Here is a 24,742-nt window from a genome sequence, read left to right on the forward strand (position 1 = left end):
CCTACCGTGCCAGACTGTTGGCGAGCAGCTTCAGCCCTTCGCCTTCGGAGGCGGCCAGCTTGAGGCAGGTGGCCGTGAGCTCGACCGCGCGCTCGATGTCCTCGAACGTGTGCGTCGAGTTGATGAAAAACCGCAGGCGCGCGGCCTTCTCCGGCACGGCCGGATAGATGATCGGCTGCACGTTGAGCCCGGCTTCGGACAGGCGGTGCGACACGACGGCGGCCAGAATGCTGTCCCCGATGATGATCGGCACCACGGCAAGGCCTTCGCTGGTGCCGGTGTCGAGCCCGGCCGCTTTCGCCGTCTTCAGGAAATGCTGGCCGTTTTCCACCAGTTTGGTCACTCGCTCCGGCTCTTCGTCCAGAATCTTGAGCGCAGCCAGGGCAGCTGCGGTGGATGCCGGCGGCAGGCCCACCGAGAACACGAAGCCCGGCGCCGTCGCCTTCAGATATTCCACCAGCGAGGACGACCCGGCAATGAAGCCGCCGCAGGACGACAGCGTCTTCGACAGCGTGCCCATCCAGATTTCAACCGCGTTGGGGTCCACCCCGTCGCGCTCGGCGAGGCCACGGCCGGTTTCACCCACAACGCCCAGCGCGTGGGCTTCATCCACCAGCAGCCACGCATCGTAGCGGTTTTTGAGGCGCACCAGCTTGGCAAGGGGCGGCGAGTCCCCGTCCATGGAGTAAAGGCCCTCCACCGCAATCAGCACCCGGTCGAAGCTCGAGCGGCTCTTGCTCAGGAGCTCTTCCAGATGGTCCAGATCGTTGTGGCGGAAGGTGAGACGGGTCGCGCCCGACAGGCGCACGCCCTCCACAATGGAGTTGTGGATGAAGGCATCGGTGAGGACGAGATCGTCCTTTTTCAGAAGGTGCCCGATGGTCGTGACGTTGGTGGCATGGCCGGACACCATCACCACGGCATCTTCCACGCCGAGATAATGGGCGATGGCCGCCTCGAATTCCCGGTGGAACGGGCGCTCGCCGGACACGACGCGGCTCGCCGAGACGGAGGTGCCGAAGGTGTCGGTCGCTGCCTTGGCGGCTTCGGTGACGCGCGGGTCGCCGTTGAGGCCGCAATAATCGTACGACGAGAAGTTGATGTACTCGCGACCGTCGATCTGCGTATGGGCGGCGGCCCGGACTTCGTGGGAGCGGAAGAACGGGCTTTCGATCTTCAGGATGTCGGCGGCAGCGCGCTGGATCTTCAGCTGGCGCACTTCATCGAGGGTGCCGAAATCGAACGCGGTGGACGCGGTCCGCCGTTCGGTTTCCTTCGGCACCATCCGGTCGAACTTGCGCTCCAGACCGGCCTTGCGGGAGGCGCGACCAGCGGCCAGGAGCTGATCCTTGGCCGCCGCCTTCAACCCACCGATGCCACCGCGTTTCGTCATGAAATGATCTTCCTCATGCCGCTCGTCTTCTGAAGAACGGCCGCTTCGAGCGCCTCGATGTCGGTGTCGCCCTTTTCGACGTTTTCAGAGAGGTGGCGACTTGCCACAGCCTCTGAATCCTCGTCCATCACCGCATCGTCGCCACGGCCGCGCTGGACCACCTTCTTGGCAAGGTCGGTCAGCGTTGCGCCGGCCGCCAGCGACATCAGCGGAATGTCGATTCCGAGCCGCTGCTCGGCCGCCATGCGCAGTTCCACACCCATCAGCGAATCCATGCCGAGCGCGGTGAGCGGCTTGTGCACGTCGATCTCGCCGGTGGGCAGCTTGAGGATCCGCGAAATTTCGCCGGTGAGGAGGCGCGTCACTTCGCCAAGCGCTTCCTGATCGGTGAGGCCGGCGAGGCGTTCGGACAGGTTGATCGCGCCGCCGCCTTCGCCTGATTCGGTCGGCTCCTCGGCAAGGTCCTCGAACGAGGGGCTTTTCACCAGCTCCAGATCCTTGCGCGCCGCAGCCCAGTCCACCTTGCCGATGAGACGGACCGCAGGGCCTTCGGTCATCGCGCCGTCTTCGATCAGCGCCTTCAGACCGGCAAGGCCTTCGGCGGAGCTGACCAGATGGCGCCCGAGCTTGCGCTGCAACAGCTCGTTGGCGCTGGAATCACGGGCCAGGACGCCAACGTCGCCAATGCCGCCCCAGGAGATGGCGAGTGCAGGCTTGCCCTCGGCCCGGCGACGCCGCGCGATGGCTTCCAGGAAGGCATTGGCGGCCACGTAATTGGCCTGCCCCGGATTGCCGAGTTGCACGGTGATGGAGGAGTAGACCACAAACAGGTCGTGCGGCACGTCGCGCGTGGCCGCCTCCAGCGAGATAACACCGGCAACTTTGGGTGTGATTGGCGTGGCGAAGCGGTCTTCGTCCAGGGACGTGATCAGCGCGTCGTCCAGCACCATGGCCATCTGGAACACGCCGCCCAGCGGGCGCTCGGCGGCAATCTCGGCCACCAGCGCAGCCGTCGCGGCCTTGTCAGTCACGTCCAGCGTTGCAAGCGTGATGCTGACACCGGCCGCGCGGTGCGCCTCAATGGCCGCCGCAATCGTCTCGTCCTTGACGCCGGAGCGGCTGGCGAGAACCAGATGCCGGGCACCTTCCGCAATCAGCCACTCTGCGGTGGCAAAGCCGAAGCCGGACGTACCGCCCACCAGCAGATACGCCTTGTCCGGGGCGACAACGGCGCGCGGCTCCGGCCGCGGTTCGGGCGGCAGGGGCGCCTCGACAATGATCTTGCCGATATGGCCAGCCGACTGCATCAGGCGGAACGCATCGCGCACGCCGTCCGCCGCGAACATGCGGTAGGGCAGCGGGGTCAGCTCGCCGGTGCCGAAGAGGTCGATCACCGTCTTCAGGATGCGCTTGGCGGACTTCGGCTTGTGCTTCATCAGCTGGTCGGCGTCGATGCCGAAATAGCTGAGGTTGCGGCGGAAGGGGCGCAGGCCGAGCTTTGTGTCGGCGTAGAAGTCGCGCTTGCCGAGCTCCAGGAACCGGCCAAACGGCTTCAGCGCCCCGACGGACCGCTCCATCGCCTCGCCGGCCAGCGAATTGAGCACCACATCGACGCCTTCGCCGCCCGTGGCGGCACGCGCCTCGTCGGCAAAGGTCAGGCCGCGGGAATCGAACACTTCGTCGGCGCCAAGGCGGGTCAGCAGCGCCCGCTTTTCGGTGGTTCCTGCGGTGGCAAACACGGTTGCGCCGCGCCACTTGGCGATCTGCAGTGCCGCAAGGCCGACGCCGCCAGCGCCGCCGTGGATGAGGACGGTGTCGCCCTCCTCCAGCTGGCCGAGCTCCACCAGCGCGTAATACGCCGTCAGGAACGCGACCGGGACGCTGGCTGTGGCCGCCGGGCCAAGGTCGGCCGGCCGGCGGGCAACGGCAGACGCGGTGACGGTGACATGGGAGGCAAAACAGGCCGGTGCGAAGGCGATGACAGGGTCGCCCACCGCAAGGTCGGTCACGTCAGCGCCGATGGCTTCGACCACGCCGGCGCATTCCATCCCAAGCGTCGCGCCGGCAAAGCCGTCCTGCAACGCCTCGTGCGGAAGAAGGCCCAGCGTCCACATCACATCGCGGAAGTTGAGACCGACCGCTTCCACGCGCAGGCGAACGTCGCCAGCGCCCAGCGCCGGGTTTTTCGCGGTGCGCCAGACCAGATGATCGATGGAGCCACGGTGCGGGATCGCAAGCGTGGTCATGTCGCCACCGGCAGGGCCCTGCGGCGCGGTCGGCCGGTAGCGCACGGCGCCGCGATGGTCGCTGGTCAGCACGATCTCGCGTTCTGCGTTCAGCTCTGCAAGCTCCGCGCGCAACCGGACCGCGGCTTCGCTCGGCTCGAAGCTCTGCGCCACATCCACCAGCCGCAGCGAAAGGTGCGGGAACTCGTTGATGGCAACGCGGCCGAAGGCGCCAATGGCGGCTGCCACGGGGCGCACCTCGTTGGCACCCGGCACCTGCGCACCGAACGTCACAAGGGTGACGTTGCGGGCCTCAGTGCCCAGACCTTCGAGGAAACGGCTGATCTCGGTGAGCCGGCTTGCAAGTTTGGCCGGGTCGTTCTCGTGGATGGCGACCAGACAATCGCCCTCCGGTCCGGAGGCCAGATCCAGCACCGGCGGCTGCTCTTCCTGCATGGCGGACAGCGCGTCGCAGACGCGGCGGGCAATCTCGCCCACGGCATGGAGCGACGGAAGCTCCGGCCAGTTCGTCCGCTCTGCCGCAGCCTCACGGCCGGCGGACCACAGGAGCGCATCGCATTCGGCGGAGGCGAGTGCCCCAACACCGCGCACCTGAAGGCCGATGCCTTCGATGGCGGTGCGCCACTCATCGGCGTCGATCAGGCGGCCGACCGGCGATTCGGGATCAGCAGATCCCGCCCACCATTCCGTGCTGAGGCCTGCCAGCGCGTCGGTAAATAGTGCAGGCCCGTAGGCCGCGCCCAGAACCGTTCCGCCCGGTTTCAGGAGCTCCACCAGGTCGGCGAGCAGCGGCGCGCCAAGCGCCGGCGCAACCACGATCGCGTCAAACGGATGATGCTCCGCAGCAAGCGTGCCGAACGGCGCCACTTCGACACCGGTCACCCGTTCGAACACGAGGCTGAGGCGCTCGGCGTCGGTCCGGTCGCGGTCGGTGATGACGAGGCGGACGCGCTCGGGGTCGATCTTGCTGGCAAGGCCACGCAGGAAGGTGGTGTTGGCCGCCCCGATCACCAGGACGCGGAGCGCGGCGTCGTTGCCGGCAAACAGCGCGTCCAGCGTTTCGGACAAGGCGCCAAACAGCGGCGCGGAGAACGGCGCATCGGTCAGAAGCTGCGCCATCAAAGGGTCAGCGGCGGGCAGCGTCTCGTCCAGCCCGTTGCGAATGGCATTCTCGAAGAAGGTGGGGAGCGCGGCCAGAAGTGCGGTTTCCGCCACCCGGTCCGGATGCTCGGCCGAAAGAAGCCCGACCACGTCGGCCACGGCCAGACCCGCGCCGGTGACCTGCCAGCGACCGTCCTTTTCCTCGGCCTGCTCGGACGCTTCCAGCGCCAGCAAAAGCCGGGTGACAAGCGGCACTGCAGTGCGGTTCAGCTTGCCTTTTTCGCAAAGGTCGTTGAGGCGGGCGGGCTCGGACAGGAGGGCGCCCAGCGCCTCTTCGGCAGCCGCCTGCACGCCGGCTTCCATGAGCAGCGCGGTTTCCGAAGGCTCGGCCCCATCCGCGGCCAGAAGGTGGGCGGGCAGCGCCGGCACCGCCGACGCAGGCTCCAGCGCACGGCTGATCCGCTTGATATAGGGGGCGGCAAAAATCGTCTCGGCGCCAGCGTGGCGGTTGAGCGGCACCGCCTGGAAGCGCACGGCCTCGATGACGGCGACAATCCCGCCCGCGGCATCGCGCAGCGTGAAGTCGGCCTCGACAATCCCCTCGGTGGGCATCCGCACCGAAAGGTCGGCTTCCACGGGCGCGGCAGCGTTCTGTGCCATCACCAGCCGGCCCACACGGATCGGCAGAACCGCCGTGTCGCCGCCTTCGATCTTGCCCGCAAGAAAGGCGAACAGGGCGTGGAAGCAGCTGTCGAACAGGGTCGGGTCGAGGACGAAGCCGAACTTGGCCGTCGCCGGATCGGCGGATGCGAGGCGCACATGGGCGCGGCTGTCATCGATCAGCGACACCGAGTTGGCACGGCGGAACACCGGGCCGTACGGCAGGCCGAACGCCCGCGTCATTTCGTAAAGCCGAGCCGCGGGAACGATGGCGGCATCCGCCGGAACCTCGAACGGCAGGGGATTCTGCGGCGCGGCCGGTGCCTTGCCCACAGTTGCCTTCACATGCGGCATGTAGGGGTCGGTGGACAGCCGCACCCGGCTTTCGATGAGGAAGGTATGCGGCGCAATCTCGCGGGTTCGCACCTCGCGTTCGGTGGCATCGTCCAGCACCAGCGGGGCGTAGATGTCGAGATCGCGCACCTCGAGGGCCGCGTCCTTGTACAGCGCACGACCGGCGGCAAGCAGCATCTCGGTGAAACCCGCGGCGGGGAAGACGACGGCTTCCTCCACCTTGTGGTCCACGAGGAAGGGGAGGCGCCTGGCATCGTGAGACACCAGCCAGACCGACTGGTCCAGGTCGTGCCGGTCGCCGAGGAGAACGTGTGCGCGCCGGTCCAGCAGGCGCACGCGCTCGCTGGATTCGGCCGTGCGATAGTAGGCGTGCTGCCACGGGTAGTTCGGCAGAACCGACGCCGATGCCGCCTTGGCGCCGAACAGGATGTCCTCGTCCACCGAGGCGCCGTTGGCCAGCGCACCGCGGATGACTTCGGACACCGGCTGGGTTGCGGCGTCATTTTGCTGGAACGACGACAGGACCACTGCCTTGAGGTCCGAGGTCCGGGCGGCGTCGTTCAGATAACCGGTCAGCACCGGGCGCGGACCAATTTCGAGGAACAGGCGGTGTTCACCCAGGAGCGACTTGATCGCTGCACTGAACAGCACGGGCTGGCGTACGTTATCCCACCAGTAGGTGGCCCCGAGGTCGCGGCCATCCACCAGGGCGCCGGTGACGCTGGAGACCATCGGCAGCGTCGATGTCTGGGGCTCGATGCTGGCGAGCGAGTTGAGCAGCGGATCGCGGATCGGCTCCACGAGAGCGCAGTGGAACGGATAGTCGAGGTCGAGCCGCTTCAGCGCCCAGCGCTTCTTGCGCGCTGCCTTGCCAAATTCGGCAAGCGCGCCGACCGGACCGGAAATGGTGACAGACCGCGAGGAATTTTCTGCCGCCACTTCGAGGCCGGCATATGGCGCGATGGCGGCACGCGCCTCGTCCGGCGGCAGGAGCAGCGCAGCCATGCCGCCAAGGTGCCGTGTGACCTCCTGGTGCGTGGAGCGGGCGTGGATGACCCGCACCGCATCGGCCAGGCTGAGCGCGCCTGCGGCCCAGGCCGCGGCCACCTCGCCCACCGAATGGCCAACGACAGCCGACGGGGTGAGGCCCTTTTTCTGGAGCGATTCGGTGAGCGCCACCTGCAGCGCGAAAAGGAGCGGCTGCGCGATCTCGGTGCGCTCGATCTCGCTCTCAAGATCTTCGGAGAACAGCATCGTCACGAGAGACCAGCCGGCCACCGACATGAACAGGCGGTCCGCCCGGTCGAACGACAGGCGGAAATCGGTCTCGTTCTGGTAGGCGGTCCGGCCCATGCCGGCCCACTGCGAGCCGTTGCCGGAATAGACGAACACCGGCGCCTGCGCTGCGGTCAGCGCTTCGCCCAGAACGGCGCGCTCATGCTTTTCGCCGGCAGCCACGGCGGTGAGCGCGGCGCCCACCTCATCGGTGGTGCCCGGCGCGATGACGGCGCGGAACGGAAGCCGCTGGCGACCGTGGGCCGCGGCATTGGCGTAAAGTGCGGTGTCACCGGCCGCGGCCAGCGCATCGGCGCTGCGGGCAGCCAGCTGGCGCAGCGCAGGCTCGCTGGCGGCGCTGATGACGATGGGGGCCGCGCGGTGAGTCAGCGGCAAGGGAGCGACCGGCTCGCCGTCTTCCATCACCACGTGCGCGTTGGCGCCGCCGAAGCCGAAGGAGTTGATGCCCGCGGCCCGCGGCGTGCCGTTGCGCGCCAGCGGCGTCGCCTCGCTGGCCACCTTGAGGTTCAGCGCCTCGAACCGGATGTCCGGGTTGGGCTTGTCGAAATGGAGGTTGGCGGGCAGACAATTGTTGGCAAGCGCCATCTGCGCCTTCAGGACGCCGACGAGGCCGGACGCCGGCTCCAGATGGCCGAAATTGGTCTTGGATGAGCCGATCAGCAGGGGGTCGGTGCGGCGGGTCGCAATCACCCGGCCGATGGCCTCTGCCTCGATCGGGTCGCCGACGCGGGTGCCAGTGCCATGGGCTTCGACGAACGCCATCTGGTTCGGGTCCACCTCGAAGCGCTCGTAGACCTCTTCCAGAAGTGCGGCCTGCGCATCCATCGAAGGCAGCGAGAGGCCGGCGGTGCGCCCGTCCGCGTTGGTGCCGGAGCCGACGAAGCGGGCCAGGATGGGGTCGCCATTGGCACGGGCTGCGGTATCTGCGCGCAGCACCAGCGTCACCGCCCCTTCGGAGCGGACGTAGCCGTCGGCACCGGCATCGAACGCACGGCAAAGGCCGTTTTCCGACAGCATGGACGCGCGCGAGAACCCGGCGAACGGCACGGGATGGAACAGCATCGAGACGCCGCCCACGAGCGCGGTCTCGACACGGCCGTTCTGGATGTCTTCGATGGCGCGGTGGAGCGCGATCAGCGAGGACGAGCACGCCGTGTCGATGACGTAGGACGGCCCGCGCAGATCGAACGCGTAGGAGAGGCGGTTGGCGATGATCGACAGGGTGTTGCCGGTCATCGACTGGGGTTCGATCACCGCCATGTCGAGCTGGGCGTTGGTGCCGTAGTCCAGCGAGGAAGCACCGACGTAGACGCCAACCTTTTCGCCCGCCAGCGACGAGGGTGGGATGCCGGCATTCTCCAGCGCCTCGACGGAAACTTCCAGAATGACGCGCTGCTGCGGGTCCATCGCAGCCGCTTCGCGCGGGGAAATGCCGAAATAGCCGGGGTCGAAATCGAATGGCCGGGCCAGCTGGCCGGCAGCGAAAGTCACCGCACGGCCGGGCGCCGTCCGGTCGGGATGGAGGTGTTGCTGGGTTCCGAAACGGTCTTCGTCGATCTGCGTGACGACACAGCGGCCACTGCGCAGGACATCCCAGAACTCATCGAGACCGTTCGCAGACGGCAAACGGCAGGCCGCGCCCACCAGGGCCACCTTCGAAACGGACACGGTCATACGCAAGATCCTTCAGTCCGACCGACAGGACAATTGGCGGGGGCACTGCGGGGCTGCCCCCCGCTTCTTGCCGGACGCTCTACCCGTTCCTTCACACTCAGGTCAGGCAAAGCCAAAAACGCATAGGCGATTGCTCTACAAGCTGCAAGAACAGGAATAATTCTGAAACTTCTCAGCGTACCGGTCATGCCACACTCCGGGCACGGGCAAGGTCGTCCGCCGTCGGCATGACGGCACCATGGTGGCCGCAGGTAAACGCCGCAGCAAGCTGTGCAAAATCAAGAAGATCACCGAGGGAGTCTTCGCTGAGGGCGCTAAGGGCGCTCTTGCTGAGGGTGCCGGTCTGCTGAAGGCGGAACAGCAGCGCCGCCATGAAGGCATCGCCTGCCCCCACAGGGTCGCGCACCGCGGTCGCGCAGGATTTGCGCCAGACCCGGTGCTGCGCCGTCATCGCCAGAGCACCGCCCTCCGCCATCGTCAGGATGGCAATGGCCGCCCCGTCATCCACACGCGCCTTCATATATTTTTCCGCGTCCCCCTCGCCGATCAATTCTATGTCGGCCACGCTAGCCTTAACGACGCCTGAAAATGCAGCAATTTTGCGCAATCTTCCACAATAAGCCGCACGATCCGTAATAGAAGGTGCCCGCGCGTTGATATCGAGGCTCACCAGAGGCGCCAAACGGGCGGCCTCTGCGATATGCCCGCCCACCGGGTCCTGCGCCAGAACGGCCGAGCCGACGTGCAGACACGTGGCACCGGCAGGCAGGGGCGGCAGTGCCGTGTCGTGCATCACCCGGTCAGGGTCGGCGATATTGTAGCGGGGCTCGTCGCCCGACATGTCGACGATGGCTGTGGGGGTGGCCCGGTCCGCCCGGCGCACGGCAGAGCAGTCCACGCCGGCTCCACAAAGGGATGCGAAAAAGCGCTGACCGAGGGTGTCGTGCGACAGCTCCCAGAGATAGCCCGCTTTGCCGCCCAGTTTCGCGATCCCGACGGCGACGGTGTAGTGCGAACCGCCCAGCACGGGGCGATACACAATATCGTCGCCCTCCCCCTCGGGCATCAGATCCACCAGCGATTCACCACATGCAACAATCACAAGGACGCGAAACTCCAAAAGCCCGGCACTCTTCCATCCACACAACGTGACTGCCGAATCCGGCATACCGTTTCTGGAAGCTTCTTCTGCTAGTTCGATTTGAGGCGCACGTCATCCGGTCATGTGTACACGAGTCCCGCGTCGCGACCTCGATCGGCGCAGCATTATCTCCTGCGGCCCGACTTTGATCGCCTGACGGCGACGGCGCACCTAACAATATATTTACACTCAAAGATTGCATCTAGTTCAAAATCACGACCAAGAATGCAATCTCAGCGTAAATTCGTCTTCCATATTTAGCGTTCGGCTTGGCATTCCTTTCCCACCCGGAGCGAGGCCGGGACGAAAGCTGGCGCTGTCGGAACGTCTGCGACCGTAACAGGATGCAACACCAATTGAGCGCACAAGTGCCGGTTTTCGCGGCTTGCTAACTTATTAGAACAATCGTCCGTGCTATTTGCCTCGGTATGAAAAAGGTCAACATGGCTGTGATAGGTGTCGGCGCTTTCGGGCGTCATCATGCCCGTCACCTGTCCGCCAACCCGGCAATTGAAACGCTTACAATCGTCGATCGCGACATCGAGCGCGCACGCGCCGTGGCCGGACCGCTGGGCGCGGAAGCCGCGGCGAGCGTAAGCGACCTTGCGCTGGATGCAGCGGTGGTCACCGTGCCGACCGAGGCCCACGCTGCCGTCGCCGGCCCGCTTCTGGAACGCGGCGTTCACGTCTTCATCGAAAAGCCGATCGCGGACACAGGCGTTGCGGCCGACGCACTGATTCGCGCGGCGGACGCCTCCGGCGCAGTCCTGCAGATCGGGCACATCGAGCGCTTTTCGGCAGCCTTCGAAGCGCTGGCCAAAAATGCCGGCCCCGTTCGCCACATTGCAGCGCGCAGGCACAACCCGCCCCGGCCGGTTGCCCCCACCGTCGACGTCGTGCTCGACCTGATGATCCACGACATCGACCTCTGCCTTACGCTTGCCGGCGCTCCGGTCACGTCCGTCGAGGCGTTCGCGCCGGATGGCACGGGCCATGAGGCCGCCATCGCCCGCCTCGTTTTTGCCAACGGCGCGGTCGCCGACATTTCCGCCAGCCGCCTTGCCCCTGTGGTGGAGCGCACGCTGGACGTTCACGACAACGCCGGCGTGCTGCACGCCGACCTTGTCGCCAAAGCCGTCGTCCGCACCACGGGCAGCGACGTCACCCCCATCGAACTCGGCCCGGAGCGGGACAGCCTCGCCACCGAACTTGCCGAATTTCTGAATGCCATCGCCACCGGCTCCAGGCCGCGTGTGGATGGCGCAGCCGCTTCGGCGGCCCTCGCCGTCGCGATCCGCATTCGCGACGCCCTGTCCCGTCAACGCCTGTCGTTGTCTGCATAAAGGTTGAAGATGTCAGTCTCCGCTCTCCGGGCCCCCGTTGCCACCCAGCAGCCGATCCCGCTCTTCGACCTGAAGCGCCAGCAGGCCCGCCTCCGCCACGACATCGACCGGCGCCTCGCCAAGGTGCTCGACCACGGCCAGTTCATCCTCGGCCCGGAAGTGACCGAGCTTGAGGAGTCGATCGCCGCCTTCTCCGGCGTTGCCCACGGCATCGGCGTGTCTTCCGGCCGCGATGCGCTGATCATGGCGCTGATGGCCATGGGCGTCGGCCCCGGCGATGCGGTGATCGTCCCCGCCTTCACCTTCTCGGCGACCGCCGCGGTGGTGTCGTCCGTCGGCGCCACGCCCGTTTTCGTCGACGTCGACCCCGCCACCTACAACATGGACCCGCACGCCATTGCGCCGGCCATCGAGAGCGCGCGTACCCGCGGCCTCGACCCCAAGGTGGTGATGCCGGTGGACCTCTTCGGCCTTCCCGCCGACTACGCCGCCATCAAGCAGGTGACTGACGCCTACGGCGTGCGCATCGTCGCCGATGCGGCGCAGAGCTTTGGCGGCCGGATCGGCGATGCGCGGGTTGGCGGGCTTGCGCCGATCTCCTGCGTCAGCTTCTACCCGACCAAGCCGCTGGGTGCGTTCGGTGACGGCGGCGGCCTCCTCACCGACGACGACGAGCTGGCCGAAACCGTGCGCCAGATCCGCACCCACGGCCGCCAGGGCGACGGCGACGAGGCCATGCGCATCGGGATGACCGGCCGCCTCGACACCATGCAGGCGGCAATTCTTCTGGCGAAGCTCTCCGTCTTCAAGGCCGAGCTGAACCGCCGCGCCGAGATTGCCGCACTTTACAACAAGCTGCTGGACGGCGTGTGCACGCTGCCCCCCGCGGATGGCGTTTCCCGCTCCGCCTATGCGCTTTACACCGTGCGCCTGAAAAACCGCGACGGCGCCCGCGATGCGCTGGCCGCCCGCCAGATCGGCGCCGGCCTCTTCTACCGCGTGCCGCTCCACAAGCACCCCGCCTTCGCCGCCACGCTGGCGGGCGACGAGAAGCTCGGCGTTGCCGAAATGCTGTCGCGCGAAGTCCTCAGCTTGCCGATGGGCCCGGACATCACAGACGACGAGGTCCACATGGTGGCCGACACGCTGGTCGAATTCGTCCACGGCAACGCCGGTCAGCCCGCCGCGGCCTGACGGATCCCTTGAGCCGGCGGGCGGAAAAGGCCACACTCCGCCCGCGCGGCCACCCCCGGCCGCGACGGCCGGGCGACCCATGACGCGACACATCCATCTCGACCCCGTCGGCGGCATCGCAGGCGACATGTTCGTTGCCGCCATGCTGTCGGCCTTTCCCCATCTCGCCCCCCGCGTGATGGCCGACCTTGCCGCCGTCCTGCCGGACGGCCTCACCGCCGAACTCACCGCCGGCAAGAGCCTCGCCCTCGCCGCCAACCGCTTCGCGATCAACGGCGAGGCTGCCACCCCGCGCATCGCCCACTTCCCCGACCTTGTCGCCCGGATCAACGGCGCCGCCCTGTCGGACGGTACGGCCGATGCCGCCGTCGCCATCCTTACCCGCCTCGCCGAGTCCGAGGCCGAGGTGCACGCCGTGCCGCTGGCGCACGTCCACTTTCACGAGATTGCCGACTGGGATTCGCTTGGCGACGTCGTCGCCGCGGGCAGCCTGATCGCCGCCCTCCCCGGCACCACGTGGAGCGCGTCACCGCTCCCGCTCGGCGGCGGGCAGGTCAAGACCTCGCACGGCCCGCTCCCGGTGCCAGCCCCCGCCACAACGCTGCTCCTCAAGGGTTTTGCCTTCCGCGATGATGGCGTCCCCGGCGAGCGGGTCACCCCCACGGGCGCCGCGATCCTCGCCCACCTCGCGCCAGCGGATCGGCGCGGCGGCACCCTGTCCGCCACCGGCCTCGGTGCCGGCACGCGAGACCTCCCCGGCATCGCCAATGTCCTGCGCGTCCTCGTCTTTGCGGCGGGCGGCGCCGTGGCGGACGACACCGTTGCGGTTCTCGCCTTTGCGGTGGATGACATGACGGGCGAGGAAATTGCCACGGCCGCCGAGCGCCTGCGCGCCGAGCCCGGTGTGCGCGACCTCACCATCACGCCTCGGCTCGGCAAGAAGGGCCGCCCGGAGCATTTGTTCGAGCTTCTCGTCGACCCGGCCGCGCGCGAGCGGGTGGCAGACGCCTGCTTCGATGAGACCGCCACCATTGGCCTGCGCTGGCGTCACGAGGCGCGGCTCGTCCTGCCGCGCACCGCCGTGGATGGCGAGATCCGCCGCAAGGACACCCTCCGCCCGGACGGCACCACCACCGCCAAGGCCGAGAGCGACGACCTCACAGGCGCTTCACTTGCCGCACGCCGCGCCGCGAAAGCCAAGGCGGAGGGCCCCCGGTGAGCGCCGAGGCCGCCATTCTCGCCGCGATCGCGCGGCACGACGCGCTGGCGATTGCGGTCAGCGGCGGCGTCGATTCGATGCTGCTCGCCCACCTTGCCCACCGCACCGGCGCGGCGGTGAAGGTCGTCCACGCGGTTTCCTTCGCCGTGCCGGAAGAGGCAACGGCACGGGTGAAAGTGCACGCCACCCGCCACGGCTGGGACCTTGCACTGGTGGACGCCGGCGAGCTTGCCGACCCGCAATACACCGCCAACCCGGTCAATCGCTGCTACTTCTGCAAATCCAACCTTTACAGCCGGATCCGCAGCGTGACGGACGCCACCATCGCATCCGGCGCAAACACCGACGACCTTGGCGACTTTCGCCCCGGCCTCCTCGCCGCCGCCGAACGCAGTGTCGTGCACCCCTTCGTCGAGGCCGGCGCGGGCAAGGCGGTGATCTACGCGCTGGCCGCCGAACTGGGACTTGGCGACATCGCCGCCCTCCCCGCGCAGCCTTGCCTTGCGAGCCGCATCGAGACCGGCATCACCGTCACCCCCGAAACGCTCACCTTCATCGACGAGACCGAGCGCACGCTCCGTCCCCTTCTGGGCGCCGGCGCCGCGCTGCGCTGCCGCGTCACCGCCGCAGGCGTTGCGGTGGAGGTCGCCCCAACGCCGCCCCCCGCGGCAGCCACCGCTGCACACAGCGCGGCGGCCGACATCTGCGCCATGGCGGGGCGGCCTTTTCTGGGCCTGAAGCCGTACCAGCGCGGCTCGGCCTTCCTCACCGGGGCAGCCTGAATGGTCTTCACGTTCGACTGGGACCGCACCGCGCGCACCGGCACCGCCGAAGCCGTCCTGTGCGAGGGCAAAGAGCCATCCGACATTGAAGCCATCTGCGCCGACGCTGCCGGCCGGGCAATGTTCCTCACCCGCCTCACCCCCGAGATGCTGGCTGCGCTTGCGGCCCCGTTGCGCGAAAGACTCGACTACGAGCCCCTCTCGCGCACCGCCATCCTCGGCACGCCGCCGGCGCCGTCCGGCCCTGCCGCCGCCATTGTGGCCGCCGGCACCGCAGACCGGGGCACGGCGCTGGAAGCGGCCCGCACGCTTCAGTTCAGCGGCCGCAATCACAAGATGATCATCGATGTGGGGGTGGCCGGCCTGTGGCGTTTGACCGCACGGCTGGACGAGATCGAACGGGCCCCGGTGGTGATCGTCGTCGCGGGCATGGAGGGCGCGATCTTCAGCGTGCTCGCCGGGCTCATCGCGGCGCCGATCATTGCCGTGCCGACCAGCAATGGCTACGGCGTGGCCGAAGGCGGCAAGGCGGCGCTCTCCAGCGCACTGGCGTCCTGTGCGCCCGGCATCACCACCGTCAACATCGACAACGGCTTCGGTGCGGCGTGTGCGGCCATCCGGATTCTGCGGGCGCGGCAGGCGACCGCTTGAACCTGCCGCACCGGCGGTGCAAATGTCGCGCATGACGCAAATCAATATCATTGGCGGCGGTCTCGCCGGGTCAGAAGCCGCATTCCAGCTGGCCGAAGCCGGCATGACCGTCGTCCTGCACGAGATGCGCCCCGTGCGCACCACCGAGGCGCACAAGACGGACGGCCTTGCCGAACTCGTCTGCTCCAACTCGTTCCGTTCCGACGATGCGCAAAACAGCGCCGTCGGCCTGATCCATCAGGAGCTGCGGGACATGGGCTCGCTCATCATGGAAGCGGCCGACCGCAACCAGGTGCCGGCGGGCGGTGCGCTGGCGGTGGACCGCGACGGCTTTTCCGCAGTCGTCACCGAGCGGCTCTCGCAGCACCCCAACATCACCATCAGCCGCGAGGAAGTGACCAAGCTGCCGCAGACCATGGCGATTGTCGCCACCGGCCCGCTCACCAGCAAGGCTCTGGCGGCCGAGATTGCCGCCCTCACCGGCGCCGATGCGCTGGCGTTCTTCGATGCCATTGCCCCCATCGTCTACCGCGAGAGCGTCGACATGGACGTGGCGTGGTTCCAGTCCCGCTACGACAAGCCCGGACCCGGCGGCACCGGCGCCGACTATCTCAACTGCCCGATGTCGCGCGACCAGTACGAAGCCTTCATCGACGCGCTGATCGCGTCCGACCGGGTCCCGTTCAAGGGTTTCGAAGACACGCCCTATTTCGACGGCTGCCTCCCCATTGAGGTGATGGCCGAGCGCGGCCGCGAAACGCTGCGCCACGGGCCGATGAAGCCCGTCGGCCTCACCAACCCGCGCGACCCGCAGGTGAAACCCTACGCCATCGTCCAGCTGCGGCAGGACAATGCGCTGGGCACGCTCTACAATATGGTCGGCTTCCAGACGAAGCTGCGTTACGGCGCGCAAGGCGACGTGTTCCGGATGATCCCCGGCCTGGAGAAGGCCGAGTTCGCGCGCCTTGGCGGCCTCCACCGCAACACCTACATCGAGAGCCCGCGCCTGCTTGACCCGACGCTGCGGCTGAAGGCATCCCCCAATCTGCGCTTTGCCGGCCAGGTGACGGGCTGCGAGGGTTATGTGGAGGCAACAGCCACCGGAATGCTTGCTGCGCGCTTTGCCGCCGCGGAAATGACGGGGGCCGCCCTTGTCCCGCCGCCTGCCACAACGGCGCTCGGCGCTCTTCTGGGCCACATCACCGGCGGTCACCTCACCGAGGAGGCTGCGGAGGCCGGAAAGCCCCGCTCCTATCAGCCGATGAATGTCAATTTCGGGCTGTTTCCGGAGCTGGACGAGACTGCCAAGCGCGGCCGGCGCGGTGCCCGCAAGCAAGCCCGCAAGGTGGCCTACTGCGAACGCGCCCGCGAGGACTTTGCAGCCTGGCGGGCTGGCGCTCCCCCGTCCGCTGACGTCGCGGATGCGAAGGATACGGTCACCGCATAACCAGTATCTCGCAGAAGGACACTAGAAGGCGCGTCCTTTCGTTACATTTCGTTGATGACGTGAAGCGGCGCCGACCGTGCGCCATGCGTTGAAAAGAGGACGACGAGAGGTGGAACCCATCCCGGCCGGATCCGAACTGTCGGTCGATCATAGTGCTATCGTAGAAGCCTTGCACGACGCTGTGGTCGTCATCGACAGTTCGCTGACCGTTCACTTCGCCAACACATCCTACCTCGAACTTTTCGGCTGCAGCCAGGCAGACGCGGTCGGACATCGGTTGTTTTCCAACCATGCGGCACTGGCAGGCGACACTATTCTCAGCGGCCTTCTCAAGGCCGTATGCGAACTGGACGTCAGCGTGGACGGCTATGTGCTCGAAGCCGAGTTTCCGGACGAGGGGCAGCGCAAGGTTCAGATCCGCGCCCATCGCATCAACAAGACCGGCCTCCTGTCGGCGCTGACCGTGGTCTCCCTGTCTCTCCTCGCCAGTGAAAACGCTGATGCAAGCGCGGCCGCCACGGCGGCTGCGGTGAAATCTGTCGAGGCGGAGCTTGCGGATGTCCACCACCGCGCCCGCAACAATCTCGCCTCCATCTTGTCCATGCTCCGGCTGGAGCAACGCGGTGTGAGCGACCCGCACACCTCCGGCATTCTGGAGCGGGTGTCGCTGCGGATCGAAGCGGTGTCCTGGGTCTACGAGCTGATGCGGCTCGATGCCGACCGCCGCGCAATTCCGCTCCTGCCCTATTTCCGGCTGTTGGGCCGCGCGATAGAGAGCCAGTCCGGCGCAGCGCGGCAGAAGTGGCATGTGGAGGTTGGCGGCGAAGACCTTGCGGCAACCACCGACGAAGCGGTCAACATCGGCATGCTGCTCACCGAAATTCTGGCTGACATTGCCGACACCAAATTTGCCGGAGCCGAGGCGCCAGGGCTCGTTTCGATCGACCTGCGGCGCAGCGCCGACCAGATGGCAATCACCATAACGGACAGCCGGACCGGAGACATCATTCCCGCATCGGCCAACGCGCCGCCCTCCCTCGGCCAGAAGCTGATCAAGCTCTATCTTTCGGCGTTGCACGGGCGGATGGAGCAGACCGGCACGCCTGGCGAGTGCGTGTGGACGGCGCTGCGCCTGAACCACAGCGGCGCCACCATCCGCCTGGCGGCCTGACGCCCCCTGACGGCTCCGGTGGCTCAGGCCGCCAGAAAACGCTTCACGGTTTCGATGGATGCGCGGTCCCACAGGAGCGGCGCGTGCCCCTCGCCACTGGCGACGAACGTGCCAAGCCGGCGATGGCACCGGCGCATGGACTCAACGGTCGCGGCGGAAAGGAGATCCGAGTGCGCGCCGCGCAGGACGAGCACCGGGCATTGCTTCAACGCGTCGAAGGCCGGCCAGAAATCGGGCGGTTCTGACGCCGAATTGGTCTGGCGGAAAGGGGCTGCCAGCGCTTCGTCATAGTCGAGCACCACGTCGCCCGTTTCGGCATCGGACGAGGCGAGCTGGCGCGCGAACCGGACCCATTGTTCGCCCCTCAGGCGCGGGAACTGGGTCTGCTGGGTGGCGGACAGCGCTTCGCCGAGGGCCTCGAACGAGGCAAATCGCATGGTGGTGCCGACGTTCTCGCCAATCCGTGCAAGCCCCGCCGGCTCGATCCGCGGGCCGATATCGTTGAGCACCACGCGGTCGATCCGTTCCGGGTGGAACATCGCAAGCAGCATGACGAGCAGCCCCCCGCGCGAGGTGCCGACGAACCGGGCACGCGGGATCTTGAATGCATCCATCGCGGCCAGAAGGTCCGCCATTTCCTGCGGAAGGGTGTAGGTTTCCGGCGCACTCCGGCCGGATCTGCCGCGCCCGCGCGAGTCCAGCGAGAGAACGCGCATCGCCTCGCCGGCGCTGCCTGTGGTGGCCAGAACATCGGCGATGGCGGTGAAGTCGCGGGCGTTGCGCGTCAGGCCCGGCAGGCAGATGACCGGGCAAGGGTCCGACTGAGGGCCGCGATCCTCTGCATGCAGCAGGACGCCATCGTTGGCCTTGGCGGTCAGTTCGCGCGGGGTCAGCTCTGCCTCCCCCGTTTCAGGTCGCCCGTGATCGCGAGCTGTCCCGTGCCCAGCGCTTCACGGTAGACCTGGACGTTCTCCATCACCCGCTGCACGTAGTTGCGCGTTTCGGGGTACGGGATCTGCTCGACCCATGTGATCGGATCGACGCTGCGGTCACGGGGATCGCCGAAGCGCTCGATCCATTCTCTCACCCGTCCGGCGCCGGCATTGTAGGCCGCGAAGGTGAGAATGTAGGAGCCATCGAAATTGCCGAGGCGTTTCTTCAGGTAGGCGGCGCCGAGCGTGGCGTTGTAGGCCGGATCGCTGGTGAGCTTCGACTGGCTGTGCCTGAGGCCCAGCTCCTTTGCCACGGAGGCTGCGGTGCGCGGCATCACCTGCATCAAGCCCGCGGCACCCACGGGGCTTTTCGCGCCCGAATTGAACTGCGATTCCTGCCTCGCGATAGAGTAGACCACGGCGCGGTCGAGCCCTGCCGGAATTTTGGCAGAGCGGGGGATGTGCTGCGTCGGGTAGGCCAGCTGGCCGACATCGATGCCCTCCTGCTGCGCTTCCTTGGCGGTCATCAGCGCAAGATGCGGGTAGCCTGCGTCCAGCGCAAGCTTGACCGCAAGCGTTGCCTGCCCCGGCGTCTTGACCGTTTCGCCCAGCGTTTTCAGGAGCGGCCAGATGCGGTGCGCATGACCTGCCGCCACAAGCCGCGTGGTCGCGACTGCAAGCGGGTTGGCTTTCATGGCGGCAATGTCGCTGCCGGTCGGCTTGGGCGCCTTGCCGACGCCGGTGCCCTTGATGCCAAGCTCGGTGCGCGCCAGCTGCCCATAATAGGTGAAGCCATAGCGCGACGCGATCTGGAGCTGTTTGCGCGCGCCATTGCTATCGCCGCGCTGCGCAGCCGCCTTGCCCCGCCAGTAGGCCGCCCGCGACAACGAAAGCGGCGTGGTCGCAATCTGCTCGAGCGCCGCAAAATGCCGTTCCGCGGCGGCCCCGTCCTTCAGGCCGGTGAGGGCGAACCAGCCGGCGTGGAACGCCTCGTCCGCCTTGTCTCCATTGCTCTCGGCAAAGCCGATGCTGGCGAGCGCGTAGGCGGAGCGCCAATCCCCCTTTTCGGCCAGCGAACGCGCGACGATGCGGCTTTCGATCCACCACGCATCGCCATTCACCACCGTACGCGGCGAGACGCGCGACAGGAGCTTTGCCGCGCCCGCAAGATCGTCCGCACGGCGCATCACTTCCGCGGCAGCCAGCGAATAGCCGGGCCGCTTGCGGTAAGCCGCAGGCACCCGCTTCAGAAGTGCATTGGCGCCGGACGCGCCCTCCGCCGCGGCGAGGCGCGCATCCATGTAGGCGCGCGGCCCCGTCCCCAGCCGGCTGCGAAGGCCCTTGGCCTCGGCACTGCGGCCTTCACCGATCAGATAATCAATCCGCGACAGGTGGTCGTCCACCGTGAGGATCGCGCCGAAATCTTCGGCATAGGCCCCCTGCAGGCCCACACCCAGCGCACGATTGTGCCAGACGGCGCGCACCGCGCGGGTTGCTGCGGCACGGTCGCCCGTTTCCAGATAGGCCTTGCCCAGAAGGCGCACCCCGGAGCCGGAAATGGCTTTGCCATTCAGCGCTCTGATGACCGCCGCCGCGCTCGGCCGCTCCCTTGCGAGGCTCTCCTCGGCACGGGTCTGGATCATTTTCGGGTCGGGCCAGCCTTTGCCGCGGGCAATGAAGTCGGCGACCATGGCGTAGGTGAGTTCGGGCGGACCGGCGCGGACGACCAGATAGTCGATGGTCAGAACGTCGAGCGGATCGCTGAGCGCGTTGCGGCGGGCGAATACTTCTTCGTAGCGATCGGCGCGCAAGGCATCGAGCGCATTCTTGAAGGAGCCGCTGCGCCGGCCGAACTTGGCGTAGGCCGTGCTGTCGCGCTGGCCATGGGCCGACAGCGCGACGTTGGCCGCAGGGGGAGCCGCCACGACCGTTGGAACCGGAGGCGGCGCCGACACCAGGCCGCTCACCACCGCATCGGGCGCACTGAAGAGCGAGGCGACCGGGCCATCGTTGGCCGCCGCGTAGGCGCTGGCAACCGGCACGGCAACGCCGTTTTCCACGCGGCCCACCACCTTGGCCCGGCTCGGGCGGCGGCGCGGCAACGCGTGGCCTGCCGCAATCTGCGCGGCAACGGCCGGCGCCGTTTCGGGCGCTTCGGCAAAGGCGTTGTCGAAGCGGGCGGGCGCGGCAGCGCGCACGGGATTGCCGCGCGGCAACGGAGAATCAACCAGAACGACCCCGGATGACACCACCGGCGGGCGCAAGGGCGCTGCGGTTGCGGTTTCGGGGCCGAGCGCACCGGCGGCCATCGCCGCGGCAATGGCGAACGTGGTGGGTGAACGCATCAAGAACTCCGAACGCAAACGCTGAAAGATCGAACGATAGGGCATTTTGCTTGCCAATTCGGTAATCAAATAGTGAGGCTTGAAGAAAGTCTACACCCTGAAGTTGCCGAAGTCGTCCGCCCTTCGTCCAGCGGGGCGTTTGCAGCAAGTGGGCGGCACTTTGGCGCACGCCGTGAAGCACCGCGTTCGTTTCCCGTCGCCCCCTCGTTGCGCCGGTGACACAAAACTGCCCTTGCGCGAAGGTTCCCTTTGGCACGAGGCCGAAAGTGGCGCTAAAGGTCGGAGCAAAGCGGGAGGACCAAAATTGTTCACAGGCTCAATAACGGCGCTCGTCACACCATTTCGCGACGGCAAGATCGACGAGCGGGCGTTTACGGACCTCATCGACTGGCAGATCGCGTCGGGCACCAACGGGTTCGTGCCCGTGGGCACGACCGGCGAATCCCCCACGCTCAGCCATGAAGAGCACCGCCGCGTGGTGGAGCTCTGCGTGGAAACGACGTCCGGACGCGTCCCGGTGATTGCCGGCGCTGGCTCCAACTCCACCCGCGAGGCTGTCGCGCTGGCCGAACACGCCGAAAAGGCCGGCGCCACCGGCGTGCTGGTGGTCACCCCCTACTACAACAAGCCGAGCCAGGCGGGCTTGTTCGCTCACTTCAGCGCCGTTGCGAAGGCCGTCAGCCTGCCCATCATCATCTACAACATTCCGCCCCGCTCGGTGGTGGACATGAGCGTGGAGACCATGGCGGCGCTGGCCGACGCCCACCCCAACATCGTCGGCGTCAAGGATGCGACCGCCAACCTTGCGCGGGTCAGCCGGCAGCGCGCCGCCTGCGGCGAAAAGTTCGTGCAGCTTTCCGGTGAGGATGCCACGGCGCTTGCCTTCAACGCCCACGGTGGCATCGGGTGCATTTCGGTCACGGCCAACGTGGCGCCCAAAGAGTGCGCGGACTTTCAGGCTGCCTGCACCCGAGGCGATTACAAGGCGGCGCTCGCCATGCAGGATGTGCTGATGCCGCTGCACGACGCGATGTTTGTGGAGCCCAACCCGGCCGGGCCGAAATATGCCCTGTCGCGCCTCGGCAAGATCGCCAACGAGCTGCGTGAGCCCCTCGTTCCGGTGAGTGCGCCCACCGCTGCCATCATCGACAAGGCTATGGCCCTTGCCGGATTGAGCGACTGATCCGCCGATCTGCCAGCTGGTCTTGCCGGTAAAAAGCTGCTGGTCTTCAAAACCCCGAAACAGTCCGCTGGAGCACAGCGCCGACATGAATGGAGCACCGATGACACGCCACACCATGCTTCTGGCTGCACTCGCCGCCGGCGCCTTCAGCCTCGCGGTCGTCCCCGTCGAGGCCAAGCCGGCGCGCTGCTACAGCACCGACGAAGGCGACTATGCGTGCGACTTCAAGCAGTTTGGCGGTGACGGCAGCTTCACCGTCTCCGCCCCCCTGCGGCCGACCTACACCATCTCCATCACCGGGCGGGACGAGGCTGACGGCTTTTCCGACTATGGCAACGGCAACATCCCCCTGCCCGGCCCGTTCTACCGCTCCAGTTCGGACCGGGCCTGCTGGATCTCCGACGCCACGGCTTTCGAGGTCTGCGCGTACTGAAACCGGCTGCACCGGCGTGACGCGCAAAAAAGGTGACATAGCACGCGATTGAAGAATGAGCGCCATCGGTCTATCTCCCGCTTCAGATCCGAAGGAGCATGGACCGATGAGCGACACCCCCATTGCGCTGTACTACTGGCCGACACCGAACGGCTGGAAAGTTTCGATCATGCTGGAGGAGCTTGGGCTTCCCTATGAGGTCCACATGGTCAACATCGGCGCCGGCGACCAGTTCAAGCCGGACTTTCTGGCCATCTCCCCCAACAACCGGATGCCCGCGATCATTGATCCGGATGGGCCGGACGGGCGCGAGATCTCCGTTTTCGAGAGCGGGGCAATCCTGCAATATCTCGCCCGCAAGACCGGCAAGTTCTACGGCAAGGATGAGCGCGCCCGCATTGCGGTCGATGAGTGGCTGATGTGGCAGATGGGCGGCTTCGGCCCGATGCTCGGCCAGAACCACCACTTCAACAAATACGCTCCGGAGGACGTCCCTTACGCCAAGGAGCGCTATATCAACGAAACGCACCGCCTCTACGGCGTGCTCGACACAAGGCTCGACAACCGCGAGTTCATTGTGGACGACTACTCCATCGCCGACATGGCCGCATACGGCTGGTCCACCGGCTGGGAAAACCAGAAGATGGACATCGACGAGTTTCCCAACGTGAAGCGCTGGATGGCCGCCATGGCCGCCCGCCCTGCCGTGGAGCGCGGCATGGCCGTCGGCCGCGAAGAGCGCGAGAAGATGCAGCTTGCCACCAACAAGGACCAGCAGGCGATGCTGTTTGGCCAGCGCGCCCGCCGATAGAAGCTGCGCGCCCGGCCGCAAGCCGGGCGCGCGACCTCAGATGATGCCGCGGGACTTGAGGTCCGCCAGCTTGTCGTCGGCCATGCCCAGAATGTCCTTGAGCACGGCGTCGTTGTGCTCGCCAAGGTCGGGACCCGCGTGGCGGATGTGGCCCGGCGTTTCGGACAGGCGCGGTGCCACGTTCTGCATTTTCAGCGAGCCGAACACCGGCGCCGGCACTTCCACGATAGCCTCTCGCGCCTGGAAATGGCGGTCGGCCATCATCTCGGGTGCTGTGTAGATGAGGCCTGCGGGCACGCCGGCTTCGGCCAGCACCTCTTCCAGATCGTCCAGCTTGAGGGTGCTCGTCCAGTCGGAGACCATGTTGTCCAGCTCGGCCTGCACCTCGCCTCTGGCGGTGTGGGTGGCGAATTTCGGGTCGGTTGCGAGTTCCGGCTTGCCCATGGCGGCGGCCAGCCGCTTGAACACATTGTCCTGGTTGGCGGCAATCAGCATCAGCTTGCCGTCTGCCGTCGGGTAGACGTTGGACGGGGCAATGTTGGGCAGCACCGCGCCGGTCCGCTCGCGCACATAGTCGGCCCGGTGATATTCGGTGATGAGGCTTTCCATCATGTTGAGCACCGCCTCGTAGATGGCGCTGTCCACCACCTGGCCGCGGCCCGTACGCTCGCGGGCATGGATCGCCATCACCGCACCAAGCGCTGCATGGATTGCGGCAAGCTCGTCGCCGATGGAAATGCCCATGCGCGAGGGCGGCGTCGACGGGTCGCCCACCACATAGCGAAGGCCCCCCATCGCCTCACCGATGGCGCCAAAGCCGGCGCGCTTGGCGTAAGGCCCGGTCTGACCGAAGCCGGTAACGCGAACCATCACGATGCGCGGGTTGATCTCGGACAGCTCTTCGTAGCCGAGATTCCACCGCTCCATGGTGCCGGGGCGGAAATTCTCGATCACGATGTCGCTCTGCGCAACCAGCTCCTTGACGATCGCCTGCCCCTCGGGTTCGCGCAGGTTAAGCGTCACCGACTTCTTGTTGCGCGCGACCACCGGCCACCAGAGCGACTTGCCGTGCGGCTTCTCGCGGCCCCACTCGCGCAGGGGATCGCCCACACCCGGCTGCTCGAACTTGATCACTTCGGCGCCGAAGTCGGCCAGGAGCTGGCCGCAGAAGGGACCGGCCAGAAGCTGCCCCATTTCGATGACACGAAGGTCTGTGAGTGGTCCCTGCCGGTCGTTGACCGGGCGATCGTCCGTCGACACCGCCATTTTCGCTCCTGAAGGTGAACCGGCAATTTTGAGCGGCCTGCTGCAAGTGCGCATGGCACGTTGGCAAGCCGCATCATCTCCGCCATATTGTGCTGAACCG

At 67.0% G+C, this 24,742-nt stretch carries 16 protein-coding genes; 10 read left to right on the forward strand and 6 right to left on the reverse strand.

Going from position 1 to position 24,742, the window contains the following annotated elements; genetic code table 11:
• Position 1 precedes the first annotated feature (1 nt).
• From RDV64_RS03135 to RDV64_RS03145, 3 genes are all read right to left on the reverse strand, one after another.
• The gene (locus RDV64_RS03135; RefSeq protein ID WP_309197833.1) at positions 2-1,393 is read right to left on the reverse strand and encodes an aminotransferase class I/II-fold pyridoxal phosphate-dependent enzyme; all 1,392 of its coding nucleotides are present in this window, start codon (positions 1,391-1,393) and stop codon (positions 2-4) included.
• Entirely contained in the window at positions 1,390-8,724 is a 7,335-nt protein-coding gene (locus tag RDV64_RS03140) for an SDR family NAD(P)-dependent oxidoreductase (protein WP_309197834.1), read from the reverse strand. The genes RDV64_RS03135 and RDV64_RS03140 overlap by 4 nt, the downstream gene beginning before the upstream one ends.
• 184 nt (positions 8,725-8,908) lie before the next feature.
• Complete coding sequence (locus tag RDV64_RS03145) at positions 8,909-9,790, reverse strand: PfkB family carbohydrate kinase (protein ID WP_309199419.1); 882 nt, start codon at positions 9,788-9,790, stop codon at positions 8,909-8,911.
• 503 nt (positions 9,791-10,293) lie between these two features.
• Between RDV64_RS03145 and RDV64_RS03150 the strand changes: the two genes are divergently transcribed.
• The 7 genes from RDV64_RS03150 (at position 10,294) to RDV64_RS03180 (ending at position 17,672) form a co-directional block, all read left to right on the forward strand.
• On the forward strand, positions 10,294-11,208 hold the full coding sequence (locus RDV64_RS03150) for a Gfo/Idh/MocA family oxidoreductase (RefSeq protein ID WP_309197835.1): 915 nt from the start codon (positions 10,294-10,296) through the stop codon (positions 11,206-11,208).
• 9 nt (positions 11,209-11,217) lie between these two features.
• Positions 11,218-12,402 (forward strand): DegT/DnrJ/EryC1/StrS family aminotransferase, encoded by a 1,185-nt coding sequence (locus RDV64_RS03155; protein WP_309197836.1) that lies wholly within the window; start codon positions 11,218-11,220, stop codon positions 12,400-12,402.
• 79 nt (positions 12,403-12,481) lie between these two features.
• Positions 12,482-13,621, forward strand: coding sequence for a LarC family nickel insertion protein (locus RDV64_RS03160; RefSeq protein ID WP_309197837.1), 1,140 nt, complete (start codon positions 12,482-12,484; stop codon positions 13,619-13,621).
• Entirely contained in the window at positions 13,618-14,403 is a 786-nt protein-coding gene (locus RDV64_RS03165) for an adenine nucleotide alpha hydrolase (RefSeq protein ID WP_309197838.1), read from the forward strand. Before RDV64_RS03160 ends, RDV64_RS03165 begins: the two co-directional genes overlap by 4 nt.
• Entirely contained in the window at positions 14,404-15,054 is a 651-nt protein-coding gene (gene larB, locus RDV64_RS03170) for a nickel pincer cofactor biosynthesis protein LarB (protein WP_309197839.1), read from the forward strand.
• A 22-nt stretch (positions 15,055-15,076) separates the two neighbouring features.
• Positions 15,077-16,501: a methylenetetrahydrofolate--tRNA-(uracil(54)-C(5))-methyltransferase (FADH(2)-oxidizing) TrmFO gene (trmFO, locus tag RDV64_RS03175; protein WP_309197840.1), complete on the forward strand. Its 1,425-nt coding sequence runs from the start codon at positions 15,077-15,079 to the stop codon at positions 16,499-16,501.
• A gap of 109 nt (positions 16,502-16,610) precedes the next feature.
• Positions 16,611-17,672, forward strand: a complete 1,062-nt coding sequence (locus RDV64_RS03180) for a histidine kinase dimerization/phosphoacceptor domain -containing protein (RefSeq protein ID WP_309197841.1) — start codon at positions 16,611-16,613, stop codon at positions 17,670-17,672.
• Positions 17,673-17,695: 23 nt separating this feature from the next.
• Here the strand turns inward: RDV64_RS03180 and RDV64_RS03185 are convergent, their stop codons facing one another.
• Both RDV64_RS03185 and RDV64_RS03190 read right to left on the reverse strand, forming a co-directional pair.
• Entirely contained in the window at positions 17,696-18,565 is an 870-nt protein-coding gene (locus tag RDV64_RS03185) for an alpha/beta hydrolase (protein ID WP_309199420.1), read from the reverse strand.
• On the reverse strand, positions 18,562-20,949 hold the full coding sequence (locus tag RDV64_RS03190) for a lytic transglycosylase domain-containing protein (protein WP_309197842.1): 2,388 nt from the start codon (positions 20,947-20,949) through the stop codon (positions 18,562-18,564). Before RDV64_RS03190 ends, RDV64_RS03185 begins: the two co-directional genes overlap by 4 nt.
• Before the next feature lie 304 nt (positions 20,950-21,253).
• Between RDV64_RS03190 and dapA the strand changes: the two genes are divergently transcribed.
• The 3 genes from dapA (at position 21,254) to RDV64_RS03205 (ending at position 23,376) form a co-directional block, all read left to right on the forward strand.
• Positions 21,254-22,132, forward strand: a complete 879-nt coding sequence (gene dapA, locus RDV64_RS03195) for a 4-hydroxy-tetrahydrodipicolinate synthase (protein WP_309197843.1) — start codon at positions 21,254-21,256, stop codon at positions 22,130-22,132.
• A 100-nt stretch (positions 22,133-22,232) separates the two neighbouring features.
• On the forward strand, positions 22,233-22,565 hold the full coding sequence (locus tag RDV64_RS03200) for a hypothetical protein (RefSeq protein WP_309197844.1): 333 nt from the start codon (positions 22,233-22,235) through the stop codon (positions 22,563-22,565).
• A gap of 106 nt (positions 22,566-22,671) precedes the next feature.
• Positions 22,672-23,376, forward strand: a complete 705-nt coding sequence (locus RDV64_RS03205; RefSeq protein ID WP_309197845.1) for a glutathione S-transferase N-terminal domain-containing protein — start codon at positions 22,672-22,674, stop codon at positions 23,374-23,376.
• Positions 23,377-23,412: 36 nt separating this feature from the next.
• Here RDV64_RS03205 and RDV64_RS03210 read toward each other — a convergent pair whose 3' ends face one another.
• On the reverse strand, positions 23,413-24,642 hold the full coding sequence (locus RDV64_RS03210) for a CaiB/BaiF CoA-transferase family protein (RefSeq protein ID WP_309197846.1): 1,230 nt from the start codon (positions 24,640-24,642) through the stop codon (positions 23,413-23,415).
• Between the last annotated feature and the right edge of the window lie 100 nt (positions 24,643-24,742).

The organism is Acuticoccus sp. MNP-M23 (assembly GCF_031195445.1).
Lineage (GTDB): Bacteria > Pseudomonadota > Alphaproteobacteria > Rhizobiales > Amorphaceae > Acuticoccus.